10 protein-coding genes are annotated in these 13442 nt (G+C 64.7%); 6 read left to right on the plus strand and 4 right to left on the minus strand.

The window, feature by feature from the left end; genetic code table 11:
• Nucleotides 1-6: 6 nt before the first annotated feature.
• Nucleotides 7-954: a GlxA family transcriptional regulator gene (locus tag H292_RS0121925; protein WP_020112744.1), complete on the minus strand. Its 948-nt coding sequence runs from the start codon at nt 952-954 to the stop codon at nt 7-9.
• A gap of 107 nt (nt 955-1061) precedes the next feature.
• Here H292_RS0121925 and H292_RS0121930 point away from each other — a divergent pair, with 107 nt between their 5' ends.
• A complete protein-coding gene (locus H292_RS0121930; RefSeq protein WP_026347465.1) occupies nt 1062-1700 on the plus strand; it encodes an isochorismatase family protein in 639 nt (212 codons plus the stop codon).
• Between the two features lie 2 nt (nt 1701-1702).
• Here the strand turns inward: H292_RS0121930 and H292_RS0121935 are convergent, their stop codons facing one another.
• Complete coding sequence (locus H292_RS0121935; RefSeq protein ID WP_020112745.1) at nt 1703-2500, minus strand: T3SS (YopN, CesT) and YbjN peptide-binding chaperone 1; 798 nt, start codon at nt 2498-2500, stop codon at nt 1703-1705.
• 154 nt (nt 2501-2654) lie between these two features.
• On the opposite strand from H292_RS0121935, the gene H292_RS0121940 reads away from it, so the two are divergent.
• Nucleotides 2655-4040 (plus strand): serine hydrolase domain-containing protein, encoded by a 1386-nt coding sequence (locus H292_RS0121940; RefSeq protein ID WP_231383885.1) that lies wholly within the window; start codon nt 2655-2657, stop codon nt 4038-4040.
• Nucleotides 4041-4190: 150 nt separating this feature from the next.
• On the plus strand, nt 4191-6425 hold the full coding sequence (locus tag H292_RS0121945; RefSeq protein WP_020112747.1) for an NADP-dependent isocitrate dehydrogenase: 2235 nt from the start codon (nt 4191-4193) through the stop codon (nt 6423-6425).
• Nucleotides 6426-6501: 76 nt separating this feature from the next.
• Here H292_RS0121945 and H292_RS0121950 read toward each other — a convergent pair whose 3' ends face one another.
• On the minus strand, nt 6502-7650 hold the full coding sequence (locus tag H292_RS0121950) for an MFS transporter (protein ID WP_020112748.1): 1149 nt from the start codon (nt 7648-7650) through the stop codon (nt 6502-6504).
• A 111-nt stretch (nt 7651-7761) separates the two neighbouring features.
• On the opposite strand from H292_RS0121950, the gene H292_RS0121960 reads away from it, so the two are divergent.
• Nucleotides 7762-9111 (plus strand): amidase, encoded by a 1350-nt coding sequence (locus H292_RS0121960; protein WP_019663297.1) that lies wholly within the window; start codon nt 7762-7764, stop codon nt 9109-9111.
• Nucleotides 9112-9135: 24 nt separating this feature from the next.
• On the opposite strand, the gene H292_RS0121965 is transcribed toward H292_RS0121960, so the two are convergent.
• Complete coding sequence (locus H292_RS0121965) at nt 9136-10323, minus strand: CaiB/BaiF CoA transferase family protein (RefSeq protein ID WP_020112749.1); 1188 nt, start codon at nt 10321-10323, stop codon at nt 9136-9138.
• Between the two features lie 181 nt (nt 10324-10504).
• Here H292_RS0121965 and H292_RS0121970 point away from each other — a divergent pair, with 181 nt between their 5' ends.
• Together H292_RS0121970 and H292_RS0121975 are read left to right on the plus strand one after the other, a co-directional pair.
• Nucleotides 10505-11590 (plus strand): XdhC family protein, encoded by a 1086-nt coding sequence (locus tag H292_RS0121970; RefSeq protein WP_026347467.1) that lies wholly within the window; start codon nt 10505-10507, stop codon nt 11588-11590.
• A 78-nt stretch (nt 11591-11668) separates the two neighbouring features.
• A complete protein-coding gene (locus H292_RS0121975; protein ID WP_019663300.1) occupies nt 11669-13303 on the plus strand; it encodes a helix-turn-helix domain-containing protein in 1635 nt (544 codons plus the stop codon).
• Nucleotides 13304-13442 lie beyond the last annotated feature (139 nt).

Below are 13442 nucleotides of genomic sequence, written 5' to 3' on the forward strand. Positions count from 1 at the left end.
AGCCCGCTACCGCCTGGGGGCGAACTGTTTTCGGTATGTCGTGGGTGCAACCGCGAACGCCGAAGCGAAGTTCTGGCGAAAGGTCACCGTGCTGCCGAATCCGCAGGCAGTCGCGACGTCGTCGATGGATTTCGTCGTCGTCTCCAGCAGGCTCCTGGCTTCGTCGAGGCGTCGATCCAGCACCCACCGTGCGGGCGTGGTTCCGGTTGCCGACTGGAACTGCCGGATGAAGCTCCGCCGGCTCATGTGCGCACGTTCGGCTAGCCGGTCGATCGGTAGAGGCTCGTGCAGGCGTGCAAGAGCCCACTCCAGGACGTCGGCGATGGTCGTGTCCTCGGCGTGCGTGACGGGCCGCTCGATGTACTGGGCTTGACCGCCCTCGCGGTGGGGTGCGACGACGAGGCTGCGCGCGACGGAGGTGGCCGCGGCGGATCCGAGGTGCTTGCGGACGATGTGCAGGCACGCATCGATCGACGACGCGGTTCCCGCCGACGTGAGGACGTCGCCGTGGTCCACGTAGAGCACCGAGGAGTCGGGTTGTGTCTGGGTGGTCCTCGCTTGCAGTTCCGCCATCTTGGTCCAGTGCGTGACGGCCGGGCGGCCCGCGAGGATGCCTGTGTCGGCAATCGCAAAGGAGCCGAGGCACAGTCCGGCGACCTCTGCGCCGCGCCGATGAGCTTGTCGTATGCGTGAGCCGAGTTCGACGTCGACAGGCGGCAGGGACACCGGCCAGGACGGGACGATCACGATGTCCGCCCATTCGATTGCCTCGGGTCCCGCGAGGTCACCCAACGAGTAGCCCTCGGCCGTCCTTACCTGCTGTGCATCGTCCGACCACACGCGCGTTTGCCAGTCCTGCGCCTCGTCGAGTCGAGTGACCTCGCCGAACACCATGAGCGGCGCGGCGAGATGGAACATGGTGATTCCATCGAATGCGTACAGCGCAATCTTCATACCCCTCCAACTGTGGCGCAAAGTCATCGAAAGTATGCATCCGTGCCACTCGTCGGCGCAAGAATCAGGCTGAAGAATCGGAGCTACCCAACACGAGGAGGATGACCATGACTGCACCACGCCGCGCGCTGATCGTCGTCGACGTCCAGCAGGAGTACTTCGACGGTGTACTGAAAATTCAGTACCCACCGCGCGAGGAGTCGCTGGCCAACATTGCCAGCGCCATCGAAGTTGCTGCCTCGCAGGATATTCCGGTTGCGATCGTGCAGCACGAGATGCCGGAAGGGTCGCCCGCATTCGTCAAGGGCACACCCACCTGGGAACTCCATCCGCGGATCGCTGCGCTGGTACAACCTACGTTCGAACGCGTCGAGAAGAAGTTCAGCAGCGTGTTCGAGGGAACCTCCGTCGCGGAGTGGTTGACAGCCAACCGGATCGACACGATCACGATCGTCGGATACATGACCAACAACTGCGACCTGGCCACGGCAGCCGGTGCGGAGGCGCTCGATGTCAGCGCTGAGATCCTCTCCGACGCCACCGGCGCGATCAATCTCGCGAACGAGGCCGGCACGGTGTCGGCAGAGGATCTGCACAGCACGTTGATGGTGCTCTATCAGTCCAACTTCGCCGCGGTGGCGTCGACGTCGGACTGGATCGAGGCCGTCAAGTCCGGATCGAGCCTCACCGCGAACAACCTGGTCGTGTCCGCGGCCCAGGGGAACGACACTTTCGGAGGAGAGTAACCTCAGCGTCGACGGCTTGCGCTCCGTGATTCGCGGTTCGTCAAGCGGGCGCCTGCCTCGTCGAGAAATCGAAGGAACATACGAGTTTTTCGGACCAGGTGTTCCTCGACCAACGGAGAGCAATCGACGCGCGCCACCACGGCAACCGCGTCGGGCGCGACGCGAAATGCCATGTCGGGCCACGATTCTGCCAACCGAAGTATCGACGCAGGTGTGGGCGGCTCCCCGGTGTAGGTTGCCGAGTACTCGACGACGGCCTCGTCGTCGAGTACTCGGATGTGCGCGCCGCGGACGAGGCGGTCGACGGCCACAGGTCCCAGCACGGCGAACACTCGCGAGGTCAGATCATCGTCCGTTCGGGCTCGGCCTCCGTCGAGGATCCAACCCGGCGAAGCGCCGGTGGCGTCGAGCGCCAGGAACGATGGGTGGCTGATCCGTCCGAAATCCCGGAACAGTGTCATGACCGTGCGGGCAATCGGCGCGCCGTTGCCGCTGATCCTGAGCTCCGTGCCGTCCGAGTGCGACCGGGCCGGGCCGGCGCGCCACCGGGCGTACGCGAGGGTCGTTCGCTCCTCCGCAGTACGTGCGTCGAGCAGCGACCTGGGGACGTGCGCCACCGCGTCGACGATGTCACGGTCCTTGGCGAGAACCACCGACAGTCCGCTCACCTGCCAGACCGAGTCCGACAGAAGGGTGAGGGTCTGGGGTGCGCGCATGCCGTCGAGATACCGGCCCAGACGGGCAGCGAACACTGTCCAGGACGTGTTCACTTCCGTGTCGAAGTCAGGGTCCTCGATCATGAGGCCTCCTGAACTGGACAAGTTTTGAACTATCCGAACCATGATAACTGCTGGTCCGACGGGTGCGGGCCCACTGGGTGGGCCGAGGGTTGCGCTCGGATTGCTACGCCGTCAAGATTCGAGGGGCAAACGACTTCGGGTGGGAGCGAGTGCGGTGACGGCTGTTCGACGTGGGTTCCTGGTAGTTCTGCTCCTCCTGTTGGCCTCCGGGGCGACGATGTTCGCCCACGCTGATCCGCCGCCCTCACTGCAGCAACAGGTCGAGCGATGGGCCTCGGACATCGGGGCGCCGAGTATCTCCGTGCAGATCGTCGATTCCGACGGGCTCGTCGACGACGCCTCGTCGGGGCCGGATGCCGGCGCCCCCTTCGTGTGGGGTTCGGTGTCGAAACAGCTCGCGGCAGCCACGGTTCGAGGGCTGGAGCGTGACGGCCTTCTCCAGGACGACACCGTCGTCGTCGACGTCCTGCCGCAGGCCGAGCACCTGCTCGGTGACCCGCAGGTCACCGTCGGCGACCTGGTTCGTCACACCAGTGGGCTACCGCACGACGTCTCGGTCACCGACGACTGGACCCGTCGGGAATCCGCGTCGGATGTTCTGGCGTCGATACCGCAACCGAGCGGAATGGGCGCGCGAGGCACGTTCCGGTATTCGAGCCTCAACTATCTGCTCGTGCAGGCCGTGGTCGAGCAGGTCTCCGCCGGGCAGTATGCGGATGCCGTCCGCCGGTACGTTCTCGATCCTGCGGGCGCGTCGGGCACCATCACCGATCCCGACGCCTTCACCGCGGCCGTCCCGGACGGTCACGTTCCGTTCTTCGGGACCTCCAGGTCGGTGGACGTGGGCGTGGATTCGGCTGGGCTCGGTTACGGATACCTGGCCGGGACGATCGAGGACCTCGGCCGGTACGCGTCGTGGCGGCTGGACAACCTGGGCGATCCCGTGGTGGCCGAGACCGGTCACGGCACGGCGTACGGCGACGGTCTGTACAACGAGGACATCGATGGTCACGACGTGTGGTGGCACTCGGGTGCGGTGCCCGGCTACTACACCTACGTCGCGCTGGTGCCGGGGGAGGACCGCGCAATCGTGCTGGCCACCAACCGGTATGGCGAGATCGAGGCCGAGCGTGTGGCGGCCGTCGGCAGAAACGTGACGACTCAGGTGCTCGACGGGTCCGCGTCGGATCTGCCGTCGTCGATGGCGCCGGCGGTGTTGGGCACCCTGCTCGGACTCGCGACTGCTCTGCTGGCGGCATCGGGATGGTCGGTCGTGCGTGGAACGAGAGAGCGCTCTGCTGTGGGTGCGATCGTTCGGAGCGTCGCCGCTGTCGTGGTGGGAGGGGCGCTGATCGTCGGCGCCCTGATCGGTGTCCCGGCTTTGGCGGGCGGGACGTTGTCGGCGATGTGGTTGTGGGCGCCGGACGTGACCGTTGCGTTCTGGGTGTTGCTCGCGGCGGTCTTCGTCGCCACCGTAGTTGTGGTCATAAAATCCGCGGCCGGGTACCGAAAACTGCGTTCTCGCACTGCCGAGGGGTGACGAGCAGGCCCTGCTCGGCGACGCCGACGGGGCTACCGATGGGTAACTAAGCCGTACCCAACACTGCCCCGCACGGACTCGCGTCGGCAAGTTTAAAGTTGGAGGTGGACGCATCCAAAAGACGACGTTGAAACAGAGGCAAAGGCGAACATGACAGCAAAACAGCCGACCATCATCTACACCCTGACCGACGAGGCGCCGATGCTGGCGACTCACGCGTTTCTGCCGGTCATACGTGCTTTTGCCAGCGCGGCCGAGATCAACGTCGAATCCAGTGACATCTCTGTCGCCAGCCGCATCCTCGCCGAGTTCCCCGATTACCTGAACGAAGACCAGCGCGTCACGGACAACCTGGCCGAGCTCGGGCGCCTCACCCAGGACCCCGACACCAACATCATCAAGCTGCCGAACATCAGCGCCTCGGTCCCTCAGTTGCTCGCAGCCATCAAGGAGCTGCAGGACAAGGGCTACGCCATCCCGGATTACCCGGGCAACCCGAAGACCGACGAAGAGCGCGAGATCCGCGACCGCTACACCAAGTGTCTCGGCAGTGCAGTGAACCCTGTTCTGCGTGAAGGCAACTCGGATCGCCGCGCACCGAAGGCCGTGAAGGAATACGCCCGCAAGCACCCGCACAGCATGGGTGAATGGTCGCCCGCGTCGCGCACGCACGTCGCACACATGCGTCACGGCGACTTCTACCACGGCGAGAAGTCGATGACGGTCGACGGCGACCGTGAGGTGAAGATGGAGCTGCTGACCGAGAGCGGCAAGACCGTCGTCCTCAAGGAGAAGGTGTCGCTGACCGACGGCGACGTCATCGACAGCATGTTCATGAGCAAGAAGGCGCTCATCGAGTTCTACGAAGAGCAGATGGAGGACGCCTACAAGACGGGCATCATGTTCTCTCTGCACGTCAAGGCCACGATGATGCGGGTGTCGCACCCCATCGTCTTCGGTCACGCGGTGAAGGTCTTCTACAAGGACGCGTTCGCCAAGCACGGCGAGCTGTTCGAGGAGCTCGGCGTCAACGTCAACAACGGCCTCTCGGATCTCTACAGCAAGATCGAGTCCCTCCCCAGCGCACAGCGTGAGGAGATCATCGACGATCTGCACAAGTGCCACGAGAAGCGCCCCGAGCTGGCCATGGTCGACTCGGCACGCGGCATCTCCAACTTCCATTCGCCCAGCGACGTCATCGTCGACGCATCCATGCCCGCGATGATTCGCAGCGGCGGCAAGATGTGGGGAGCGGACGGACGGCCGAAGGACACCAAGGCAGTCAGCCCCGAGTCGACGTTCTTCCGGATCTACCAGGAGATGATCAACTTCTGCAAGACCAACGGGGCGTTCGACCCCACCACGATGGGCACCGTTCCCAACGTCGGTCTGATGGCGCAGAAGGCCGAAGAGTACGGCTCGCACGACAAGACTTTCGAGGTCCCCGAGGGTGGCGTCGCGAACATCACCGACCTGGCGACAGGTGAGGTCCTGCTGACTCAGGACGTCGAAGAGGGTGACATCTGGCGTCTGTGCATCGTCAAGGATGCGCCGATCCGCGACTGGGTCGCTCTGGCGGTGCGCCGCACCCGTGAGTCCGGCATGCCGGTCGTCTTCTGGCTGGACCCGTACCGCCCGCACGAGAACGAGCTGATCGGCAAGGTGCGCAAGTACCTGAAGGATCACGACACCGAGGGTCTGGACATCCAGATCATGTCGCAGGTCCGCGCCATCCGCTACACGATGGAGCGCCTCATCCGCGGGCTGGACACCATCTCCGCGACGGGCAACATCCTCCGCGACTACCTGACCGACCTGTTCCCGATCCTCGAGCTCGGCACGTCCGCCAAGATGCTCTCCATCGTTCCCCTGATGGCAGGCGGCGGACTGTACGAGACCGGTGCAGGCGGCTCGGCTCCGAAGCACGTCAAGCAGCTCATCGAGGAGAACCACCTCCGGTGGGACTCGCTGGGTGAGTACCTCGCCCTCGCGGTCAGCCTCGAAGACCTCGGCACCAAGACCGGCGGCAAGGCAACGGTTCTCGGCAAGGCACTCGACGCTGCCACCGGAAAGCTCCTCGAGAACAGCAAGGGCCCGTCGCGCTCGACCGGCGAACTCGACAACCGCGGAAGCCAGTTCTACCTCGCCCTGTACTGGGCCGAGGAGCTCGCCGCACAGACCGAGGACGCGGATCTGGCGAAGCACTTCGAGCCACTGGCAAAGGTCCTGGCGGAGAACGAAGATCAGATCGTCAAGGAGCTCAACGACGCTCAGGGCACAGCCGTGGACATCGGCGGATACTACTTCCCCGACCAGGAAGCCACCGCCGCCGTCATGCGTCCGAGCAAGACGTTCAACGAAGCTCTGGCCGGCTTCATCGCCTGACCCCACGTGAGCGGAACGGAGCCTGCGGGTCAGTCCGCAGGCTCCGCTCCCAGCACGCCAGGGCCTAGATGTCCGCTCACGAGCGGCGAGTACGTGCCACGGCGAAGCCTCCGACCATGAGGACCGCGGCAACGGTGAGGCCGAGAGTCGGGGCGGCCAGTGACAGCAGTAGAGGTACCGCAAAGCCGAGGTAGACGAAGCAGTAGTACACCGCTACGGCGCTGGAGAGATCGCCGCCCACCGGGATGTTGTTCTCGACGATCATCAGTCCGGAGACGAGCAGCATGCCGTAGCAGCTACCCAGCAGCACACACGCGAGAACGATCAGTCCGAGCGACACCGCGCCAGTAGTCGCCAATGCCGCTGCTGCCGAAGCGAAACCGACGCAGCCGAATGTGACTCCGGTGGCGACGGGGATCATGGCCCCTCGGCCGGCCAAGCGCCGAGCCGTCGGCTGCACGGCGACGCCGGTCCAGAGCGTCAGTGCAGCGACGGCTCCGGTAACCGCGACGGACAAGGAGCCGGTGACGTCGGAGACGTGCGGCGGCAAGGTCGCGAAAGCGACTGTCGCCGTGCCGAATACCCACGGCGCCCATGGTGCGACACCGGCGATGAACCAGCTCTGGCCGACGACGCCTGCCGTGGGCGCCTTCCGTTCGACTGCGCGCGCCCGTGTCTCGGGGACGCGCCACACCGATGCGCCCGTGGCGACCATCATCACCAGGTGGACCAGATAGGGCAGTACGTCGGGCATCGGTAGCCACTGTGCGATGAGTCCAGCGAACAATGCTCCGCAGCCGAAGCCCGCCGACAACGCGACCGCGGTACGACGCGCACCTGCGCCTGGACTGTCGCTGAGTTCCTTGATCCAGGCACCGCCTGCGGTGAAGGCCATGCCGGACGCGACACCGGCCAGCACGCGACCGAGATACAGCAGGCCGGGCATGTCGGCGCCGAGAGCGAGAATCACCGTCGACACCATCGCGACGCCGACCATCGGTCGGACGATCGCGCGGCGACCGACTCGATCCGAGAGTCTTCCGAAGTACAGTAACGACGGAATCAACCCCAGCGCATACGTGCCGAGCATCGCGGTGAACGCGGTGCTCGTCAGGCCGGACGTGTCCCGGTACACCAGCTGCATCGGAGCGAACTGGTTCGCACCCCAACTCACGGCGAACACAACGGCGACCACACGCATCCAACTCACGGGCATTCCCGTCATCCTTCCTCGCCGATGCTCCGGTCGATGTGGCAGACGTTGCCAGCGTCGACCGCGATTCTGTGTCGATTGTGGTCGTATGTTGCCCACTGCAGGAAAAGTAGGTTCACGACAATGAACGGTGGAGTCTGGGTGGGGCGATCGGCCAGGGCCATCGCCGACGACGTGCAACACGGGCGAGTTACCGCCCGCCGGGTCGTCTCCGAGCATCTGGCTGCGATCGAGCGCGGCAACGACAAGCTGAACGCGCTGGTCACCGTCTGCGGATCCGAGGCGTTGTCGGCGGCGGACGATCTCGATCGCCGGCGCAAGGCCGGGGAAACACTCGGCCCGTTGGCGGGCGTGCCGTTCAGCGTCAAGGACACCATCGCTACCGCCGGGGTCCGTACCACTGCCGGGTCGCGGGCATTGGCGTCGAACATCCCGGTGCACGACGCCGCTGCGGTGGTTGCGTTCAAGAACGCAGGCGCGGTTCTGGTGGGCAAGTCGAATGCTCCGGAATTCGGGTCGTGCGGTTTGACACGCAACGATCTGTTCGGCACGACGGCGAGTCCGCTGATCGCCGACGGGGTGCCGCGCTCTCCGGGTGGATCGAGCGGAGGTGAGTCGGCGTCGGTGGCGGCGGGGTTCAGTGTGCTGGGGTTGGGGACCGATTTCGGTGGTTCGGTTCGGTGGCCGGCTCATTGCACAGGGTTGATGTCCGTGCGCCCGACACAGGGCCGGATCGACGGAACCGGGCAGCTTCCCGGTGTGCTCGACGATGGGCATGTGCTGGTGAACCCGGTAACAGCGCACGGAGTCATTCAGACCATAGGTCCACTTGCACGGAATCTGGGCGATGTGAAGCTCGCACTCGACGTGCTTTCCGGCCCGTCGTGTTCGCGTCCGGCAGATGCGCCCACCGTCACGTGGGCTTCGGGGGACGGCACGGTTCCTGTCGATGTCGAGATCGTCGATGCAGTCCAGGCTGCGGCGGCCGCGCTGGGTGCACGACGCTACGAGGGCGGCGCTCTGGCGCAGGCGAATTCACTGTTCGGCGCACTGCGTGCCACAGAGTCGCACTCCGATGTTCGGGCCATGGTCGGCGACCGCATGGATCTGCTCACCGACGAGTTCCGGTCCACCCTCGAGGCTCCGCGGGTCTCGGGCGCGGAGGAGTTGTGGGCGACACGGGCGAAGCTGATCCGGCAGTTCAGAGCTGAGATGGGTGATGTTCTGCTGATGCCGGTGGCGTCGATTCTGGCCCCGCCGGTGGGGCTCGAACGCTTCTCCGTGGACGGCCGAGAGTTGACGTGGATGGATGCCCTCGCGAGCTCACGCGCCATCAGCGTGCTCGGTCTCCCGTCCGTGACGGTACCGATAGCCCGCGCACGCAACGGTTTGCCGATCGGTATTCAGATCATCGCTCAGCCCTGGCGTGAGTGCGACGCTTTCGCGGTGGCCGAGACACTCGCCCGCCCCTGACGCGGAAGGGCGGGCGAGACCGAGTCAGATGACTGCGCGCTTGCGCAGGTCGACGATGTCGTCGGCGCTGAGGCCGAGTTCGGTGAGTACCTCGACGGTGTCTGCGCCGAGTGCGAGCGGCGGCGCACTCTTGACCGGCAGCGTTTTGCCGTCGACCCAGAACGGGCCACGCACGACGGGCGTTCGACGTCCGTCGGGGGTCTCGGTGTCCTGCACCATGTTCAGAGCACGCACCTGCGGGTCGGCGAAGACTTGGTCGATGGTGTGAATCGGGCCGCACGGTATTCCGACCGCACGCATTGCGGTGATCCATTCCGCCGCGGTCTTGGCCGTCAGGAGTTCGAGAATTTCTTTGGTCAGGCTGTCGCGGTGCTGTAGGCGGAGTTTGCCGTCCGCGTATTCGGGCTTGTCGGCGAGCTCGGGCGCGCCGAGTACCGAAGTGAGCGCTGTCCAGTGCTTTTCGGTTCCAGTGGCGATGGTGATGGGAAAATCGGCGGTGTCGAAGACGCCGTACGGTGAGATGGACGGGTGAGTGTTGCCGGTGGGCTGCGCCACACGGCCGGTGCTGATGTAGTTCTGTGCCTGAAACGTCATGATAGAGATTGCGGACTCGAGTAGGGAAGTCTCGACGCGTCGTCCGCGTCCGTCGCGTTCACGCGCTGCAAGCGCTGCGGAGATTCCGAGCGCGGCGTAGATGCCGGACACCGTGTCCACGATCGGAATTCCGACGCGCATCGGTGCGCTGCCTGCATCGCCGGTCACCGACATCAGGCCGGACATTCCCTGCGCGACCTGATCGAGCCCGGCGGCGAGGTGATCCGGCCCGACGGGTCCGAACCCGCTGACGCTCATGATGATCAACCGCGGATTCTCGCGTTCGAGTTCGTCGGGGTCCAGTCCCATGTCGACCAGCACGCCGGGCCGGAAGTTCTCGATCAGCACATCCGCATCGAGGACCAAGCGCCGCAGTATCTCTCGGCCGTCGTTGCTCCTGAAGTCCACGGCGACAGATCGTTTGCCGCGGTTGACCGAGGTGAAGTACAGACTTCGCTCGTCCTCGAACGGTGGCCACTGACGTGAACTGTCGCCGGTGCCGAGTGGTTCCACCTTGATCACCTCGGCGCCGAAGTCCGACAGCAGTGATGTGCACAACGGGCCGGCGAGTGCCCTGGTGAGATCGAGAACTTTCGTCCCGCTGAGTAATCCGTCCATCGAAAGTATCCCTCGCTCGTCTCGTCCACTGGTATGCCCTCAGACGATGGCCGAGGCACCGGGGGCGGCGCGACGGCGACATTGCACAACGACGACGCCGACTTTTCGGCGCTATGTGTGCCCGGGCAGCCAGTCCGTTGCTTATAACCTGAGTCCAGGCGAGTGAACGGAGGATCGAGCGATGCGTGAGATATCACCTCAGTTGTACGCATGGCTGCAAGCCGGAGACGATGCCGCGCTGGCGACCGTGACCCGCACGTGGCGATCGTCCCCTCGCAGGCCGGGCGCTGCTATGGCGGTGAACCGCCGTGGCGAGGTGATCGGCAGTGTGTCCGGCGGATGTATAGAAAGCGCGCTGTACGAGACGGCTCGGGACGTACTTGCCGACGGCAACTCGCGCGTCGAGATATTCGACGTCACCGACGACGACGCATACGGCGTCGGGTTGACGTGCGGGGGACGCATCGAGGTACTGGTGGAGTTCGTCCATCACGGGGATTCTCCGATGTCGGACGTGTGCCGCCGACTTGCTGCGGACGAACCGGTTGCCGTGTTGACCACCCTCGCCACGGGCATGCCGTCACGGCATCTGATCGTCGACGCCAAGTCTGCCTCGGGGGATCTGCACCTGACACGGACGCAGGTTCGGGACATCATCGCCAGGCTCGAATACGGTGAGTCCGACGTGTTCGTCGCAGCGGCCGGGACGCTGGCCGATAGTGACGTTCTTGTCGACTTCCACCGGCCACTGCCACGCATGTATGTTTTCGGGGCAATCGACTTCGCAACGGCTGTCAGCACACTCGGTGTGTTCGCCGGGTATCACGTCAGCGTGATCGACGCCCGGCCAGTCTTCGCGACACGTGCGAGATTTCCGTCGGCGCACGAGGTGATCGTCCGGTGGCCGGACAAGTTCTTGGCAGAGGCTCCCATCGATTTGCGAACGGTGATCGTCGTCCTCACCCACGACGAGAAATTCGACATCCCGTTGCTGAACATCGCCCTGCGTTCCGACGCCGGGTATGTGGGCGCGATGGGCAGTCGGTCCACCCATGCGCGACGGGTGGATCTACTGCGCGAGCGAGGAATCGACGCACAGCAGCTCGCCCGCCTGCACTCGCCTATCGGACTCGATCTGGGAGCTCGAACTCCCGCAGAGACTGCGTTGTCGGTGATGGCGGAGGTCACCAAGACGGTACGTGGTTCCAGTGGCGACGAACTGCGCTTCGGCCGCGGACCGATTCACGGGCTCGTTTCGTCTGCTTGACCTGTTGTCCTGCCGCGCGGGGCAGTGAGCGTTAGGATCGACGTTTCCCCCGCGAACGAAAACCGAGGTGCCAGCCCAGTGTCCGTACCCATTCTGGACAGCGAGATTCCACTCGAAGAGCTGCTTCGATCGGCGCTGTTGCCGTCCTCCTCGGTCGTCGTGGGAGATGTCGACGGGGTGGCAGTACACGGGGTCGGGTTCATGGCGGTTCCGGACATCGGGCCGTGGCTCCGGAGTGGTCAGCTGTTGATCACGTCTCCGCGCACGCTCGGCCTGCTGACCGAGGCGGCGTCGACGTTCGTTGGGCGTCTGAGCTCGCGTGGAGTCGTGGCGCTGGCGGTGCAGTTCAACAGTGACGGCTGGAATCTCGAACCGGAGATGATCGATGCCGCTGCACAGCTCGAGCTTCCGATCATCGCCTATCACGGCGACGGCGACCACCCACTCGCCCGCGGTCGAGCGCGCATCGAAGCGGCGCAAGTCGGCGCGATGTTCGAAGCCGAGCGCATCAGAAAGCTGTTGGTCGACATCGTCATGGCAGGAGGTGGCCTGACGGATCTGGCCGAGGTAGCGTCGCGTGAGTTGAACGGCACCGTCTTGCTGACCACGTCCGACGGCCGCGAGATCTGTCGAGCGGGCGATGCGGGCGGACGCAGGAGGTTGTCGACCAGTCCCGCCCTCGACTCGACGGGGCGGCTCCGAACCGACACCGTCGAAGGCGGTCTCGGCATGCACGTCTTCGACGGCCACGCCAGTGCGGTCGCGGCCGTCTCCGCCAACCACATCGACCACGGGCGAATGGCGCTGTTCGCGTGGGACCGCGAGATGGCCGAACACGACCTGTACCTAGTGGAGCGCGCGGCTGCGGTGTGTGCACTGGTGGTGACTCGTCAGCAGGCAGTGGCGTCGGTCGAGGAACGGCACCGGGCAAACTTCATTCACGATCTGATGTTGGGTCGTGCCGGAGACTCGGATCACGTTGTCTCGCATGCCAAGACGTTCGGCTGGGATTTCGACAGGCCCTTGGTCATCGTCAGTATCGAACCTGATCCGGTGGTCGACGAATCGTCGAGTTCGGTGCACCGACTTCCTGTCGTCGATCGTCAGGCGATGGCGTTCTCCGGCGCGATCGCGCACCGGGACCCCGGCGCGGCGGTGACGGCACTGACTGGAGAAACGGTCATAGTCATGGGCGTCGGGTCCGACACGATGGCATTGGTGCGGGATTTGGTGAACGTCGTTCGCGGCGAAGGTGGCGGCGGCAGAAGGCCGTTCAGTGTGGGAGTATCGCGCACTGCGGGCTCGACCGACGGCGTTCCGTCCTGTTACAGCCAGGCTCGCACGGCGTTGACTGTCGGTCGTCGCATTTCGGGTCAATGGTCGCTCACGAATTTCGACGACCTGGGTGTCTACCGCCTGTTGTCGCTCGTGGAGGACGAGGACGAGCTCGAGAACTTCGCGCGAGAAACGCTGCGTGAGCTGACCGAGGACACTGCGGAGGCGCAGGACATGCGAAACACACTCGAAGCGCTACTGGCAACGAACATCAATATCGCGGAGACCGCCCGGAAGCTCCATTTCCACTACAACACACTGCGTTACAGGGTTGTGAAGCTGGAGAAAATCCTGGGCTCGTTCACCGAGCAGCCGGAATTGCGGTTGGACCTGTCTTTAGCACTGAAGATAATCGCGATGCGCGGCATCAATCACTAAATCTGCCAATCCGAGCCCGCTCGATCTGTCAGATTGTCATCACTCGGGCCCTCTCCGCCTGTAATAACGTTCAGGTTCACCACGGGGCGATCTGTGAGCTGGAACACAGAACGCGGGCGCCCTCCTCTTCGTGAAAGGC

This window comes from Rhodococcus sp. 114MFTsu3.1, assembly GCF_000383555.1.
Lineage (GTDB): Bacteria > Actinomycetota > Actinomycetes > Mycobacteriales > Mycobacteriaceae > Rhodococcoides > Rhodococcoides fascians_E.